Raw genomic sequence first — 14,790 nt, forward strand, 5'->3', positions numbered from 1 at the left:
GTGCTCTCCGCCCGTCAGGCCGGCGCCATCACCCGGATGATCCCCGCCGCGACCTTCGCCGTCACCGGGGTCTTCGCCAGCACCTCCCCATCGATCGAGATCGGCAGTGGCGGGATCGTGTTGATCTTCAAGCTCTTGCCCCTGAAATCCCGCACCTTCTCATGCCGCGAGTCGAGCCGGAACACGCTCGAGACCCAGTTCTGCACCAGCCGCCGCTTCACATGCCCCATAACCGCCTGCACCACGATCTCGCCCGAATCGACCGCCGCGGCATCCACCAGTTCGGTGCCGCCATGATACGGCCCGTTCGAGATCCGCACCTCGACGACGCGGATCTTCACCGCGGTCGGGCCCTCGCCGACGATCAGCGTGAACGGCCGGAAGCGCAGATATTGATACGTTGCCCAGGCCAGATAGCCGACCTTGCCAAAGACCTTCTTCAACCCGTGCGGCACGGTCTCCGCGATCTTCGGGCTGATCCCCATCGCGGCGCAGTTCGCGAAATAATCGCCGTCGATCATGCCGAGATCGATCCGGCGCGGCTTGCCGGTGCGGATGACTTCGACCGCGCCCTCGATGTTCAGGGGGATGCCGAGCGTGCGTGCGAAGCTGTTGGCGGTGCCGAGCGGGAGCACGCCGAGGATCACGTCGTGGCCGACCATCAGGTCGACCAGCCCGCTGACCGTGCCGTCGCCGCCGCCGAGAATCAGCAGGTCCGGCTTCTTCGCCAGCGCCCGCAACACCGTCGCTTCGAGGTCCTTCGGATCCTCAACCGCATGAGCGTCGACCTCGTAGGGCAGTCCCGACATTGCCGAGCAGGCACGCTTGAACAGCTTCTGGCCCTTGCGCGACTTCGCGTTGACGACGAGCGCGGCGGACGTGATCGTATCGTTCGACATAAGGCCCCCAACGCACGGCATGCGGTTTCGCACCCGTAACGCTCTTGGGTAAAGCTTGATCCGCCCGCGTCCATCCCGCAAAGCCCGGGCATGACCGCAAGCTATCCCGCGCTTCGCCTCCGTCGCACCCGCGCCTCCGCCTGGAGCCGCCGCCTCCATGCCGAGACCGTGCTGACTCCCGCCGACCTGATCTGGCCGCTGTTCGTCACCGAAGGAGCCGGCGTCGAGCAACCGATCGCCAGCCTGCCCGGCGTCTCGCGCTGGTCGGTCGACGGGATCGTCGCGCGCGGCCGCGAGGCGCGCGATCTCGGCATCCCGTGCATCGCGCTGTTCCCGTACACGCAGGTCGAGCGGCGCACCGAGGATGGCCGCGAGGCGCTGAACCCCGACAATCTGATGTGCCAGGCGATCCGTGCATTGAAGGACGCAGTCCCCGAGGTGGGCGTGCTGACCGACGTTGCGCTCGATCCGTACACGAGCCACGGCCATGACGGTCTGGTCGACGCGGCCGGCTATGTCGTCAACGATACCACCGCCGAGATGCTGGTCGCGCAGGCGCTCAACCAGGCGAATGCGGGCGCGGACATCATCGCGCCGTCGGACATGATGGACGGCCGGATCGGCATGATCCGCGATGCGCTGGAGGCGGACTCGCACCACAACGTCCAGATCATGTCCTACGCCGCCAAATATGCGAGCGCGTTCTACGGTCCGTTCCGCGATGCGGTCGGCTCGCGCGGGCTGTTGAAGGGCGACAAGAAGACGTACCAGATGGACAATGCCAACGCCGAGGAGGCCCTGCGCGAGGTCGCGATGGACCTGGCCGAGGGCGCCGACACGGTGATGGTCAAGCCCGGCCTGCCGTATCTCGACATCATCGTCCGCGTCCGCCAGGCGTTCGAGGTGCCGGTGTTCGCCTACCAGGTGTCGGGCGAGTATGCGATGATCGAGCACGCCGTCGCCGCCGGTGCTGCCGAGCGCGACGTCATGGTGCTGGAGACGCTGATGTCGTTCAAGCGCGCGGGTTGCTCGGGCGTGCTGACCTACCACGCGGCGCACGCGGCCAAATTGCTCGGGTGATGATCGAGACCGAGCGGTTGATCTTGCGCGGTTGGCACGACGACGATGCCGCCGCGCATCACGCGATGTGCGCCGATCCGGCGGTGATGGCGTATCTCGGGCCGGCGCCTTCGCTGGCTGACTCCCCCGAGCGAGTTGCGCGCAAACGGAAGTTTGCAAGCCGGCTCGACACTCGATGTTTCGGCGCGAGGCAGTGCCAAATCCGCCCCGTCACCCCGGACTGGTTCCGGGGTCCACGGCGCCGCATACTCAGCACTTACAATTTTGCGGAACCGTGGATGCCGGAACAAGCCCGGCATGACGGGGGAAAGAGGCTGGCTTCATCGTATCAAGCCGAACCTCGATCAGCGCCAGCCGTTTATGGAGCAGGTAACGGCGATTTCGATCACCCCAAACTCGCGGAAAACGACTCTCTCCGCCGCCACATCCTCTACCGGATCGACCGTCCCGCTCATGTCTGAAGCCTTATCGAAGGAAGAGCGGCCCCTGATGGCGCGCTGGTGCCGGACGATGTTCGTGGCGACGATCCTGACCGGATCGTTCCTGCTGTTCCTCGTCCAGCCGATGGTCGCGCGGATGGCGTTGCCGCGGCTGGGCGGCGCGCCGGCGGTGTGGAACTCGGCGATGCTGGTGTACCAGGCGTTGCTGCTCGCCGGCTATGCGTACGCGCATTGGCTCGGGCGGGTGCGGCCGCGCGCGCAGGCGGCGATCCACCTCGGCGTGCTGGTCGTCGCGGCCTTGTGGCTGCCGATCGGGCTGGTCGCGATGGCGCCGTCGGCGGAGGCGCAGCCGGCGCTCTGGGTGCCCTGGCTGCTCGGGCTGTCGATCGGGCCGTTGTTCTTCGCGGTCTCCGCGCAGGCGCCCTTGATCCAGCGCTGGTTCAGTGCGGCGAGCGGCGGCGACGATCCCTATGCGCTGTACGCGGCGTCCAATCTCGGCAGTTTCGCAGGGCTGATCGCGTACCCGCTGCTGGTCGAGCCGCTGATGGCGGTCCACGGCCAGAGCCTGCTGTGGAGCGGGGGCTATCTGCTGCTGATCGTGCTGGTGCTCGCCTGTGCCACCCGCCTGCCCAGGACGGCGGCGGTCGACCACGTCGCCGCGACCAGCCCGCCGCCGGGCGCCCGGCGGATCGCGCACTGGATCGCGCTGGCGCTCGTGCCCTCAGGGATGATGCTGGCGACATCGACCTATATCTCGACCGATATCGTTGCGATGCCGTTGCTGTGGGTGATCCCGCTCGGGCTGTATCTGCTGAGCTTCAGCGTGGCGTTCGCGAACGATCGCTGGCTCGCCGACCTGCTGATGCGGATCGCGCCGATCACGATCCTGCTGTTCGGCGGCATCATCATGGGCGGCATGAACGAGCGCCCGGTCTTCAGCGCAGCCATCGCGCTGCTGCTGCTGTTCATGATCTCGGTCGCGCTGCACACCGCGCTGTACCGCAAGCGTCCGGCGCCCGATCGGCTGACCGGCTTCTATCTCGCGATGTCGGCGGGCGGCGCGCTGGGCGGGGTGTTCGCCGCGCTGGTCGCACCGGTGGTGTTCGACTGGACCTATGAATACCCGCTGCTGATCCTAGCCGCGGGTGCGCTGGTGCCGCAAATGTATCTGCTCGGCCAGTTCCGGAACCTGTGGATGACGAAGGGGCGGACCAAGTGGATCGCGCTGACGGCGATCACCGTCGTGATGGCGATCGTCGCCGGGCTGCGCATCGCCGATTCCAGCGCGGTGTTCGACGAGAGCCGGCAGGGCCTAGATTTCCTCGTCATCGCCACGCTGGGCTTTGCCGTGATCGGTGCGCGCCTGCCGTACATGATCGTGCTGGCCGGCTCGCTGGTCCTGTTCGGTGGCTATCGCGCGCTCGAACTCTCGATCGATCCGGGCGCGCGGGTGCGAAGCTATTTCGGCGTCTATACCGTCCGCGACGAGCCCGGACCCAATGGCGGCCTGCGCGAACTCGATCACGGTACGACCGTGCACGGCATCCAGCTGCGGGGTTCGCCCGAGCGCGAGCGGACGCCGACCACCTATTACGCGGCCGGCTCTGGCGTCGGGCAGGCGATGCAGGCGGCGCCCGCGCTGTACGGCCCGGGTGCTCGGATCGGCGTCGTCGGGCTCGGGACGGGCACGTTGTCGTGTTACGCAAGGCCGGGCCAGCGCTGGCGGTTCTACGAGATCGACCCGGCAGTGGTGCGGATCGCGCGCGACACCGGTCAGTTCACCTATCTGTCGCGGTGCCTGCCGAACCCGGAGATCCGGATGGGCGACGCGCGCGTGGCGCTTGCCCACGATGCGTCGAACAGCCTCGATCTGCTCGCGCTGGATGCGTTCTCGTCGGATTCGGTGCCGATGCACCTGATGACGCGCGAGGCGTTCGCGACCTATGGCCGGGTGCTGGCGCGCGACGGATTGCTGCTGGTGCATATCTCGAACCGCTTCATCGATCTCGAACCGGTGATCGCGGCGGCGGCGCGGGAGGGCGGCTGGATCGCGGTCGGGCTGAAATACCGCCCGTCGAGCCTGCTCGTCGACCGCGCCTCGGCGTCGGACTGGGTGGCGTTGTCGCGCGATCCGCGCGGGATCGCGGCGTTGCGGTCGAAGGATCTGGATTGGACCGCGCTGACGCCGCGGAAGGGCTTTGCGGCATGGACCGACGATTACTCGACGATCCTGCCGTTGTTGAAGGGGTTCTAAACTTCTGATCCTCCCCCGCCAGGGGGAGGTGGCGCGAAGCGACGGAGGGGGAGGACACGGAACGAGGGTTGCGCTTACCGCCCCCTCCGTCTGGCAAGCGCCAGCCACCTCCCCCTGGCGGGGGAGGATCGAGGGGGTGCATTACGCTGCCGGCATGCTCGCCTGGATGCGGCCGATCGTTTCGCTTTGGCGATCCGTCTCCGCCTGCGCCTTCGCCCGGATCGTCGCGAGTGCCGGATAATCCGGCTGCAGCTTCGCCGCACGGTCGGTGGCCAGCGCCTCGATATCGGTCACCAGCGACGAACTCTGCGCGCGCCAGTCGTCGAGCCCGGCGAGCGCGGTCTGCGCGGTGATCCACGCATCGCTGCCGACCGCCGCACCGCGTGCCGATCGTGCCAGCGCCTCCGCCTTGGCCGCATCGCGCGTGAAGCCCGTCGTGATCGCATCGAGCTTGCCCGAGATCGCCGCGATCTCCTTGTCGAGCGCCGGATCGGGTGCCGCGACCGCAGTCTTCACCTCGGGCTCGGCGAACCCGAGCTTCTCGACCGGGCGCAGACCGAGCGACGGGTGGGTGTTCGGATCCTTGCTGCACGCACCGGTTGCCAGGACCCCGGTTGCGAGGACCAGCGCGAACGATGCGAAGCGGAGCGAAAAGGCGTGTTTCATGCCTGCCGCTCTATGCCGGCGGGCGCTCGTGCACAACTTTCTCGCGGCAAACCCTTGCGCCCCCGAAAATGCCTGCTATCAGCGCCCCTCCAGTGCACCCATAGCTCAGCTGGATAGAGCATCAGACTACGAATCTGAGGGTCGGGCGTTCGAATCGCTCTGGGTGCACCAGGATTTTCCGCTTCATAGCGGGCTTGTCGAACCGGACACGGTACGGCGATGCACCCATAGCTCAGCTGGATAGAGCATCAGACTACGAATCTGAGGGTCGGGCGTTCGAATCGCTCTGGGTGCACCATTCTTCATCATCGGGTCTTGAGCCACGCGGCGATGCGATCGAGCAGTCGTGAGGTCGCATCGACGCGTCCGCCGTATTGCAGGAAGGCGTGGATCATGCCGTCGAACCGGTGGTGATCGACCGCGACTCCGGCTTTGCGCAGGCGTCGGCCGTACGCTTCGCCTTCGTCACGCAACGGATCGTTCTCGCATGTTACGAGCAGGGTCGGGGGCAAGGCGCTCAGGTCCTCCGCCAGGATCGGCGAGGCCCGCGGATCGGTCCGCGCGTCCGGCGATGCGAGGTACAGGTCGATCTGCCGCTCCAGCGAGGCGGCGTCGATGATGTTGCCGTCCTCGCTCCTGCGCGAGAGATAGTCGGCATCGCTGCGCAGGTCGGTGTTCGGGTAGAGCAGGATTTGGCCGCTCAGCGCCGGACCGTTTTCCGCTACGGCGCGTGCAGCGAGAACGGTTGCGAGCGTGCCGCCGATGCTGTCGCCCGACACGACGATCCGCGATGCGTCGATATCGAGCGCTGCGGCTTGCGCGACGAGCCCCGTCAAGGCGGTCCGGCTATCGTCGAGTTGCGCGGGGAAGCGGTGTTCGGGCGCGAGACGGTAGGCGGGGGCGGCGACCAGCCAGCCGGTGCGGTTGGCCAGCGCGCGCAACGCCGGGTCGTGACCGTCGATCGACCCCGCGATCGCGCCGCCGCCGTGGATGTGGAGCAGCAGCGGCAAGGGCCCCGGCTTCGGCCGATACAGGCGCAGGACCAGCGGCCCCGTTTCGGACGGCAACAGGAGGTGCGTGATCGCGTGCACGGGTTCGGGGTCGCCCGAGAACGTCTTGAGCAGGGTTGTCTGATAGCGGAAATCCGCCAACCACTGCGCGTCGTTCGCCATGGGGTCGGCGTCCGGCGCCAGTGTCGCGATCATATCGAGTATCGTCCGGGCCTGTCGATCCACCTGCATCTCCTTCGGACTTGGGACGTTCGACGGTTGCGACGGGTTCCCGGATGCGCGCACTGCGACTTTGGACATGGCTGCGCGTTCGGCCCACAACAGATGCGAAGGAGATCGTGATGAAGCGGACGGGCAAGGGCTTGATTGGTGGTGCGGTGCTGGCGGCGATGTCGGGGATCGGGCTGTCGCTCTATTCGAGCCGGGTCGCGCGCAAGGCCGAGGAACTGGTGCCCGCGGAAGGGCGCTTCCTCGATGTCGCTGGCGCACGGCTGCACTATTTAGACGTCGGCTCCGGTCCGACGATCGTCATGGTCCACGGCCTCGGCGGGCAGTTGCGCAATTTCAGCTACGCGCTCGTCGACCAGTTGAAGGAAGACTATCGCGTGATCGTCGTCGACCGGCCGGGCTCGGGTTACTCGGTCGCGACCGGCGCCACGACGCCGGGGATCATCGCGCAGGGGGCGATCATTGCCGACTTCATCCAGAAGCTCGGGCTCGATCGGCCGCTGTTCGTCGGCCATTCGCTGGGCGGCGCGATCGGGCTGGCAGTGGGCCTCGACCATCCGCATCTGGTCCGGGCACTCGCGCTGATCGCGCCGCTGACGCAGCCGCTGGAGCAGGTGCCCGAGAGTTTCCGCGGTCTGGCGCGGATTCCGTCGGGTGCGCGGCTGGCGTTCGCGCAGGTGCTGGGCACGCCGCTGAGCCGCCTGACCGCGAAGAAGACGCTCGAAGGCGTGTTCGCGCCCGAGGCGGTCCCCGAGGATTTCGTGACGCGGGGCGGCGGCGCGCTGTCGGCGCGGCCGATCGCGATTGCGGCGGCGGCGGCGGACCTTGCCGGGGCGAACGACGACGTGAAGGCGATGGTCGGGCGGTATGCGGAGATCGGCGTGCCGACGCGGATCTTGTTCGGGCGGCAGGATGCGATCCTCGATCCTGCCTGGAATGGTCACCGGACGGCGGCGGTGGTTCCGGGGGCGAAGATCGACACGATCGAGGGCGGGCACATGATCCCGATTACCGCGCCTGAGGCGTGCGCGCGGTTTGTGCGGGCTGCGTTCGCGGCGGGGTGAGGGTGGCTTCTGGGTTGAGCCTGCCCGACCAACAAAACACCACCCCGGCGAAGGCCGGGGCCCAATTGGGAAGGCCGTCGTAACTGAATACGGCGCTCCGTTAGCGACGTTCCCCAATTGGGCCCGGCCTTCGCCGGGGTAGTGGCATCCTAGTCAGCAGCCGCGCAAACCGTGACCGAGCGAGTGGCAACTCCCACTACCTTGTTCTCCCGCGAAGGCGGGAGCCCAGACTGTGTCCCCGCCTTCGCGGGGACACATGGTTTGGTTGGGGTTATCCCGCGACCGGGAGCTTCACTTCGCCCGCTTCGTCGCGCTCCAGCGGGCCGTAGGAGAGCACCGTCTCCAGCAACAACGGCCCGCCATAAATGTGCGGGAACAGCTGCCCGCCGCGCGACTCTTCCCACGTCACGTCGTCGCCGAGCGCTTCGAGGTCGACTGCCGCGACGTGCAGGTCCGACTGGCCGGCGAAGTGCTTGTCGACCGTCTCGGTCAGCTGTCGGGCGGTCGAGAGGTGGATATAGCCATCGGCCAGATCCACCGGCGCACCCGCAAAGCTCCCGCTCTCCAGCGTCGCCAGCTGCTCCCCCGTCAGCACCTTGTACGCGATCGGATCGCGGCTCATTCGCCGTCCTCCGGTCCCGCCGCGGTGTCGTCGCCGATGATCGCGCCGGTATCGGGTGCGATCTCCGGGGTCGCGTCGGCCAGGTTGACCTCGGCCTCGTCCTCGGTTTCCTCGATCCGTGCGGCCGAGACGACATGCTCGCCCTTGGCCACGTCGAACAGCTTCACACCGGCCGAATTGCGGCTGATCACGCGGAGCGACGCCAGCGTGGTGCGGATCAGTTTCGCCTGGTTGGTCACCAGCATCAGCTGATGGCCCTTGGCCGCGGCAAAGCTCGCCACCACCGGGCCGTTACGCGTGATGTTGTCGATGTTGGTGATGCCCTGGCCGCCGCGACCGGTGCGACGGTAATCATAGGCGCTCGACAGCTTGCCATAGCCATTTTCGCAGACCGTCAGGATGAACTGTTCGCGGTCCTTGAGATCGTTGTAGCGCTCGTCACCCATGCCGTGGTCGCCCTCGCGCTCGCCCTTCCACGGTGCGAACTTGAGATACGTCTCGCGCTCGTCCGGCGTGGCGCCGACGCGGTGCAGGACCGACAGCGAGATCACCTCGTCGTCGTTCTTCAGCGTGATGCCGCGCACGCCGGTCGAGGTGCGGCTCTGGAACTCGCGGACGTCGTCGCCGGCAAAGCGGATCGCCTTGCCGCACTTGGTCGCGAGCAGAACGTCGTCATGCTCGCTGAGCAGCGCGACGCCGATCAGCTTGTCCTCGGAGCCTTCCTCGAACCGCATCGCGATCTTGCCGTTCGACGGCACGTTGGTGAACGCGTCCATCGCGTTGCGTCGCACGAGCCCGCGCTGCGTCGCGAACATCACGTGCAGGCGGCTCCACTCGCTCAAATCCTCCGGCAGCGGGAGTACGGTCGAGATCGTCTCGCCCGGCGCCAGCGGCAGCAGGTTGATCATCGGCCGGCCACGCGTGGCCGGGCCACCCTCGGGCAGGCGCCAGACCTTGTAGCGATACACCTTGCCGAGGTTCGAGAAGAACAGCACCGGGGTGTGCGTCGAGGTGACGAACAGCTCGGTGACGACGTCCTCGTCCTTCGTCGACATGCCCGCGCGACCCTTGCCGCCGCGGGCCTGCGCACGGAACGTGTCGAGGCTGGTGCGCTTGATATAGCCCTGCATGGTCACGGTGACGACCATGTCCTCGCGCTCGATCAAATCCTCGTCGTCGATTCCGTTGGCGGCTGCGGCGATCTCGGACCGGCGCGGGGTGGCGAATTCGTCGCGGATCGCGATCAGCTCGCCGCGCATCACTTCGTACAGCTTCGCACGGTCGCCGAGGATGTGGAGCAGTTCGCCGATCGTCGCGGCGAGCGCCTTCAGCTCGTCACCGATCTCGTCGCGGCCGAGCAAAGTCAGACGGTGCAGGCGGAGATCTAGGATCGCGCGGACCTGCGGCTCGGACAGCTTGTAGATGCCCTCCTGCTGCTTGTCCTCGACCGCCTCGACCAGCGCGATGTACGGCGCGATCTCTTCGACCGGCCATTCGCGTGCGAGCAATTTGCCGCGCGCTTCGGCGGGGCTCGACGAGCCACGGATGATCTTGACGACTTCGTCGAGGTTGGTGACCGCGATGACGAGACCGAGCAAGAGATGCGCGCGCTCGCGTGCCTTGGCGAGTTCGAACTTCGAGCGGCGGGTGATGACCTGCTCGCGGAAGGTGATGAACGCGCCGATGATGTCGCGCAGGTTGAGCAGTTCGGGACGACCGCCGCGGATCGCCAGCATGTTGGCGGGAAAGCTCGACTGCGCGGGCGTGTGCCGCCAGAGCTGGTTGAGCACCACGTCGGGGGTCGCGTCGCGCTTCAGGTCGATGACGATGCGGACGCCCATCCGGCTCGATTCGTCGCGGATGTCGCTGACGCCTTCGATGCGCTTGTCCTTGGCGGCTTCGGCGATCTTCTCGACCAGGCCGTTCTTGCCGGTCTGGAACGGGATTTCGGTCAGGACGATCGAGCGACGGTCGCCCTTGCCCTCCTCGACGATATGGCGCGAGCGGACGATGATCGAGCCGCGGCCGGTTTCGTACGCCGACTTGGCGCCCGCGCGGCCTAGAATGATCGCGCCGGTCGGGAAATCGGGACCGGGGACGATCTCGAACAGTTCCTCGGTCGTGATCGCGCCATTGTCCATGTACGCGAGGCACGCGTCGATCACTTCGCCGAGATTGTGCGGCGGAATGTTGGTCGCCATGCCGACCGCGATGCCGCCCGCGCCGTTGACCAGCAGGTTCGGGAACCGCGCCGGCAGCACCGAAGGTTCACGCTCCGAGCCGTCGTAATTGGGCGTGAAGTCGACCGTGTCCTTGTCGAGATCGCCGAGCAGCGCGTTCGCCACCTTGCCAAGACGTGCCTCGGTGTAGCGCATCGCGGCGGGCGGATCGGGATCCATCGAGCCGAAGTTGCCCTGGCCGTCGATCAGCGGCACGCGCATCGACCAGTCCTGCGTCATGCGGGCCAAGGCGTCGTAGATCGAGCTGTCGCCGTGCGGATGGTATTTACCCATCACGTCACCGACGATGCGCGCGGACTTGCGGTAGGGCTTGCCGGCGACGAAGCCGCTCTCGTGCGCGCCGTACAGGATGCGGCGATGGACGGGCTTCAGGCCGTCGCGGACGTCGGGCAGGGCGCGCGCGACGATGACGCTCATCGCATAGTCGAGATAGCTCGACTTCATCTCGTCGACGATCGAGATCGTGGCGATGCCGGCGGGCTCGCCGCCGGTGGGTTCGGCGAGTGTGGTCTCGTCGGTCAAATCTGAACGCTTTCGGCTTGTGTCGGTATGATGACACACCTTAGCCGAGGGGGTGGCGCCTTACCACCCCCGCGCACGCGTACGCACGCGAGAGGAGGAGGTTTCATCGTTAATTTGCAGGTTATTTGCAGGCGGTCTTGGTCTTGTTGCCGGCGAGCGAGCAATCATAGGTGACGGTCTTGCCGTTCGCGAGCTTGGCGGTGACCATGCGGCCTTTCCTGACGGTCGTGGTGCGCTTGGCGACCTTGGTGTTGCCCATCGGCGTGGTCGTCCTGGTGGTGGTCGTGTGCGTCGCGACGGTCTTCGGCTGGACGGTCTTGGCCTGCGTCGCGGCGATCGCGGCGCCGCCGGACAGGAGCGCGCCGCCGGCGAGGATCGCGAGGGGGAGTGACTTGGTCATGGGGTATCCTCTCGTTTCGGCCTTGGTGGACGATAAGCGGAGGATGCACCGGGGGACCTGACTGCGTGATGGCAGGCAGGTGAAATCCGCGTCATGGACGGGGACTTACTTCTTACCCCTCCCTGGAAGGGAGGGGCAGGGGGTGGGTCGGCGTCCGCAATGGCGAGCGGTGGTGGTCTGCAACCGGCCGACCCACCCCCAACCCCTCCCTTCCAGGGAGGAGGGCAGTTAGGGCGTTACCTCGACGCCATCCCACGCGAACAGCTTGCCGCTATCCGGCGCACGCAGGCCGTCGATCACGTCGAGCAGCTGCACCGCCGCGCGGTCGGCCTTGAACAGGTTGCCGGGCGTGACATTCCCCTGGAACGGCTTCGACAGCCCGGTGTCTACCGTGCCCGGATGTAACCCCACCACGATCCCGCTCGAATTGCGCCGCTTGTCCTCGATCGAAATCGTCTTCACCAACTGGTTCAGCGCCGCCTTCGACGCGCGGTAGCCGTACCAGCCGCCCAGCTTGTTATCGCCGATGCTGCCGACCCGCGCCGAGAGAACCGCGAACACGATCCGCCCCGCCTTCGGCATCGTTGGCAGGAAGTGTTTCGCCACCAGCGCCGGCCCGATCGCGTTGATCGCGAAGTTGCGCGCCATCCACGCCGGATCGAGCTCGCGCATCGCCTTCTCGGGCCCCTTGTCGCCGTCGTGCAGCAACCCCGTCGCGACGATCACCAGCGTCGGTGACCCGACCCGCAAAGCCGCCGCCGCAATGCTCGCCTCGTCCTCCAGGTCGAGATGCCGATCGCCGTTCTCCGACCGCGCGAACCCGTAGACCTTCTCGAACGCACCCTCGTCGATCAGCGCCTCTTCCAGCGCCTTGCCGATTCCGCCCGAGACGCCGATGACGACCGCGCTGCTCACTTGCGCACGAACCGAAACTGCGCGTCGCTGCTGCCCGCCGCGTCATAGGCGTAGCCGTCGCTGTCGAAGCCCTTGATCCCCTCGATGTCCTCGACGCGGTGCTCGACCAGCCACCGGGCGACCATGCCGCGCGCCTTCTTCGCATGGAAGCTGACGAACTTCTGCGCTTCGCCCTCGCGGAAGTCGATCGCGACCACCCGTATGGAGGACGGCAATTTCCCGTCCGCCGCCGCCCAATATTCCTGGCTGGCAAGATTCAGGATCGTCCCCGATCCCTCCGCCTCGACGTCGTCCGCCAGCAGCTTCGCGATCCGGTCGCCCCACCAGTCGGTCAGCTTCGTCTTCCGCGGCGCCCAGCGCGTGCCCATTTCCAGTCGGTAAGGCCGCATCAGATCGAGCGGCCGGAGCAGGCCGTACAGCCCCGATAGCATCCGCACATGATCCTGCGCATAATCCACCGCCGCCTCGTCGAGCGTCTTGGCCTCCAGCCCGGTATAGACGTCGCCCGCAAACGCGAACATCGCCGGCCGCTCGGGCAGGGTGTCGAAATCGCGATACCGGTCGGCGTTGAGCTTCGCCAGCGCCGGCGAGATATGCATCAGTTCCGACAGCTTCTTCTGCGTCAGGTGTGCGGCGGCGTGCGCCAGCGTCTTTGCCTCGTCGGCGAACCTCGGCGTGGTGGGCTCGAGCTTGGGCAGTACGCTCTCGTAATCGAGCGTCTTGGCGGGTGATAGGACAGCGATCATGGCCGCGATCTAGCTATGGCGGGGGGCGCGTTCAATTGCCGTTCACGCGCAATCGCACATCTGCGGGATCCAAGCCGCTCGCTTGAACGTATGCATGGCGGACCATATAGCGTCGTCGCGCGCCGCCAACCTGAGGGTGCCGACGCAAAGGGAGAGTTTCCGCATGAAGACCATTTCGAAGCTTGCACTGATTGCGGCGTTCGCCACCGGCACGAGCGGCCTCGCGCTGTCGGCGCCTGCGTTCGCCAAGGACAAGAAGGCCGATGCCGCGCCGGCGATGAAGCTGAGCCCGGAAGTGCAGAAGCCCGGCGTCGCCGCGCAGACCGCGCTCGCCGCCAAGGATTACGCCGGTGCGCAGACCGCGATCGACCAGATCGATGCCGCCGCCAAGACCGATTACGAGAAGTATATCGGCGCAGCCCTGCGCTATCAGCTCGAGAACGAGAAGCTGGTAGCGGCACAGACAGCCAACCCCAACGCGCCGATCAACGAGACGACGCTCGCCGGGCCGCTCGATGCGCTGATCGCCAATGCGGCGACGCCGGCCGCCGATCGTGGCCGCTACGCGTATCGCCGTGGTGCGCTCGCCTTCAACGGCAAGCAGTATCCGATCGCGCTCCAGTATTTCGCGAAGGCCAAGGAACTTGGCTACAACGATCCGAACCTGTCGTTGCAGATCATCAAGGCGAAGATGGACAGCGGCGACGTCGCCGGTGCGACCGCCGATCTCGACGCCAGCATCGCGCAGATGACCGCGGCGGGCCAGAAGGCTCCCGAGGAATATTACCGCTATGCGGTCGCCAAGTCGTATGCCGCCAAGCGCAACGCCGACACGATGGCGTGGCTGAAGAAGTGGATCACCGCCTATCCGACCGCGAAGAACTGGCGCGACGTGCTGATCCTGTCGGGTATCCAGCAGAACGCGCTGATCCCGCTCGACGAAGCGCAGAAGGTCGACATCTTCCGCTTGATGCGCGCCACCAACTCGCTCGCCGACCAGACCGACTATCTGCAATATGCCGATAGCGTGAACCGTCGCGGCCTGCCGAGCGAGGCGCAGGCCGTGCTCAAGGAAGGCATGGCGCAGGGCAAGATTCCGGCGTCGAACACGATGGCCAAGGGGCTGCTCGCCGACGCGACCAAGAACATCGCCGCCGACGGTCCGCTTGCTGGTCTGGAAAAGCGCGCGACGACTGCGGCCAACGGCAAGCTCGCCGCGGGTACGGCCGATGCGTATCTCGGCCAGAACAACTACGCCAAGGCGGTCGAACTGTACCGCGTGGCGTTGCAGAAGGGCGGCGTCGACGCCGACGACGTCAACCTCCACATGGGCATCGCGCTCGCTCGCTCGGGCGACAAGGCGGGTGCTGCAACCGCGTTCGCCGCGGTCAAGGGTTCGCCCAAGGCGGATGTCGCCGGCCTGTGGAACACTTGGCTCGGCGCACCGGCCGCGTAAGCGACCCGGTCTATGTCGAGAGGAAACGGGGCGGCAGCAATGCCGCCCCGTTTTCGTTTGGGGTGTTGCTAGTGCGGGATGCTGTGTCGGATGCTCCCTGAAAGACGAGCCGTCCGACTCCCCTCCCTGAAAGGGAGGGGCAGGGGGTGGGTAGGCTGGCTCGTGTCCGCGAGGTCTGAACCCCGCGGAAACCGACCCACCCCAACCCCTCCCTTCCAGGGAGGGGCGAAAAGTACGTCCAACCGCCT

The 14,790-nt window shown here is 66.7% G+C and carries 13 protein-coding genes and 2 tRNA genes; 7 read left to right on the forward strand and 8 right to left on the reverse strand.

The genetic code is table 11. The annotated features are described in order from the left end of the window. Positions 1 to 14 precede the first annotated feature (14 nt). On the reverse strand, positions 15 to 899 hold the full coding sequence (locus NLI89_RS03910) for a diacylglycerol/lipid kinase family protein (RefSeq protein WP_254685825.1): 885 nt from the start codon (positions 897 to 899) through the stop codon (positions 15 to 17). 90 nt (positions 900 to 989) lie between these two features. On the opposite strand from NLI89_RS03910, the gene hemB reads away from it, so the two are divergent. From hemB to NLI89_RS03925, 3 genes are read left to right on the forward strand one after another with little or no spacing between them, the layout of a single operon-like run. Next, positions 990 to 1,979: a porphobilinogen synthase gene (hemB, locus tag NLI89_RS03915; protein ID WP_254685826.1), complete on the forward strand. Its 990-nt coding sequence runs from the start codon at positions 990 to 992 to the stop codon at positions 1,977 to 1,979. Beyond that, on the forward strand, positions 1,979 to 2,440 hold the full coding sequence (locus NLI89_RS03920; protein WP_254685827.1) for a GNAT family N-acetyltransferase: 462 nt from the start codon (positions 1,979 to 1,981) through the stop codon (positions 2,438 to 2,440). Before hemB ends, NLI89_RS03920 begins: the two co-directional genes overlap by 1 nt. Then, positions 2,433 to 4,673, forward strand: coding sequence for a fused MFS/spermidine synthase (locus NLI89_RS03925; protein ID WP_254685828.1), 2,241 nt, complete (start codon positions 2,433 to 2,435; stop codon positions 4,671 to 4,673). The genes NLI89_RS03920 and NLI89_RS03925 overlap by 8 nt, the downstream gene beginning before the upstream one ends. Positions 4,674 to 4,814: 141 nt before the next feature. Here the strand turns inward: NLI89_RS03925 and NLI89_RS03930 are convergent, their stop codons facing one another. Next, positions 4,815 to 5,339, reverse strand: a complete 525-nt coding sequence (locus tag NLI89_RS03930; RefSeq protein WP_254685829.1) for a hypothetical protein — start codon at positions 5,337 to 5,339, stop codon at positions 4,815 to 4,817. A gap of 94 nt (positions 5,340 to 5,433) precedes the next feature. Between NLI89_RS03930 and NLI89_RS03935 the strand changes: the two genes are divergently transcribed. Both NLI89_RS03935 and NLI89_RS03940 read left to right on the forward strand, forming a co-directional pair. Further along, positions 5,434 to 5,510 (forward strand) — tRNA-Arg (locus tag NLI89_RS03935). A 50-nt stretch (positions 5,511 to 5,560) separates the two neighbouring features. Next, positions 5,561 to 5,637 (forward strand) — tRNA-Arg (locus NLI89_RS03940). A gap of 7 nt (positions 5,638 to 5,644) precedes the next feature. Here the strand turns inward: NLI89_RS03940 and NLI89_RS03945 are convergent. Further along, on the reverse strand, positions 5,645 to 6,574 hold the full coding sequence (locus NLI89_RS03945) for an alpha/beta hydrolase (RefSeq protein ID WP_254685830.1): 930 nt from the start codon (positions 6,572 to 6,574) through the stop codon (positions 5,645 to 5,647). Positions 6,575 to 6,690: 116 nt separating this feature from the next. Here NLI89_RS03945 and NLI89_RS03950 point away from each other — a divergent pair, with 116 nt between their 5' ends. Then, a complete protein-coding gene (locus NLI89_RS03950; protein ID WP_254685831.1) occupies positions 6,691 to 7,641 on the forward strand; it encodes an alpha/beta fold hydrolase in 951 nt (316 codons plus the stop codon). Between the two features lie 271 nt (positions 7,642 to 7,912). On the opposite strand, the gene NLI89_RS03955 is transcribed toward NLI89_RS03950, so the two are convergent. The 5 genes from NLI89_RS03955 to yaaA all read right to left on the reverse strand — a co-directional run bounded on the left by NLI89_RS03955 (position 7,913) and on the right by yaaA (position 13,086). Continuing rightward, a complete protein-coding gene (locus NLI89_RS03955) occupies positions 7,913 to 8,263 on the reverse strand; it encodes a DUF952 domain-containing protein (protein ID WP_254685832.1) in 351 nt (116 codons plus the stop codon). Then, entirely contained in the window at positions 8,260 to 11,025 is a 2,766-nt protein-coding gene (gyrA, locus tag NLI89_RS03960; RefSeq protein WP_254685833.1) for a DNA gyrase subunit A, read from the reverse strand. The genes NLI89_RS03955 and gyrA overlap by 4 nt, the downstream gene beginning before the upstream one ends. Before the next feature lie 121 nt (positions 11,026 to 11,146). Further along, positions 11,147 to 11,425, reverse strand: coding sequence for a hypothetical protein (locus tag NLI89_RS03965; RefSeq protein ID WP_254685834.1), 279 nt, complete (start codon positions 11,423 to 11,425; stop codon positions 11,147 to 11,149). A 228-nt stretch (positions 11,426 to 11,653) separates the two neighbouring features. After that, positions 11,654 to 12,340: an SDR family NAD(P)-dependent oxidoreductase gene (locus NLI89_RS03970; RefSeq protein ID WP_254685835.1), complete on the reverse strand. Its 687-nt coding sequence runs from the start codon at positions 12,338 to 12,340 to the stop codon at positions 11,654 to 11,656. Beyond that, a complete protein-coding gene (yaaA, locus tag NLI89_RS03975) occupies positions 12,337 to 13,086 on the reverse strand; it encodes a peroxide stress protein YaaA (protein WP_254685836.1) in 750 nt (249 codons plus the stop codon). Before yaaA ends, NLI89_RS03970 begins: the two co-directional genes overlap by 4 nt. A gap of 163 nt (positions 13,087 to 13,249) precedes the next feature. Between yaaA and NLI89_RS03980 the strand changes: the two genes are divergently transcribed. Beyond that, on the forward strand, positions 13,250 to 14,542 hold the full coding sequence (locus NLI89_RS03980) for a hypothetical protein (protein WP_187503502.1): 1,293 nt from the start codon (positions 13,250 to 13,252) through the stop codon (positions 14,540 to 14,542). The last annotated feature ends 248 nt before the right edge of the window (positions 14,543 to 14,790 follow it).

This window comes from Sphingomonas faeni, assembly GCF_024273235.1.
In the GTDB taxonomy this organism is placed as follows: domain Bacteria; phylum Pseudomonadota; class Alphaproteobacteria; order Sphingomonadales; family Sphingomonadaceae; genus Sphingomonas; species Sphingomonas faeni_A.

Coding starts and splice junctions, on each gene's coding strand:
- hemB (WP_254685826.1), top strand. CDS start 990: ATGACCGCAAGCTATCCCGCGCTTCGCCTCCGTCGCACCCGCGCCTCC.
- NLI89_RS03910 (WP_254685825.1), bottom strand. CDS start 899: ATGTCGAACGATACGATCACGTCCGCCGCGCTCGTCGTCAACGCGAAG.
- NLI89_RS03955 (WP_254685832.1), bottom strand. CDS start 8,263: ATGAGCCGCGATCCGATCGCGTACAAGGTGCTGACGGGGGAGCAGCTG.
- NLI89_RS03950 (WP_254685831.1), top strand. CDS start 6,691: ATGAAGCGGACGGGCAAGGGCTTGATTGGTGGTGCGGTGCTGGCGGCG.
- NLI89_RS03965 (WP_254685834.1), bottom strand. CDS start 11,425: ATGACCAAGTCACTCCCCCTCGCGATCCTCGCCGGCGGCGCGCTCCTG.
- NLI89_RS03925 (WP_254685828.1), top strand. CDS start 2,433: ATGTCTGAAGCCTTATCGAAGGAAGAGCGGCCCCTGATGGCGCGCTGG.
- NLI89_RS03930 (WP_254685829.1), bottom strand. CDS start 5,339: ATGAAACACGCCTTTTCGCTCCGCTTCGCATCGTTCGCGCTGGTCCTC.
- yaaA (WP_254685836.1), bottom strand. CDS start 13,086: ATGATCGCTGTCCTATCACCCGCCAAGACGCTCGATTACGAGAGCGTA.
- NLI89_RS03920 (WP_254685827.1), top strand. CDS start 1,979: ATGATCGAGACCGAGCGGTTGATCTTGCGCGGTTGGCACGACGACGAT.
- NLI89_RS03980 (WP_187503502.1), top strand. CDS start 13,250: ATGAAGACCATTTCGAAGCTTGCACTGATTGCGGCGTTCGCCACCGGC.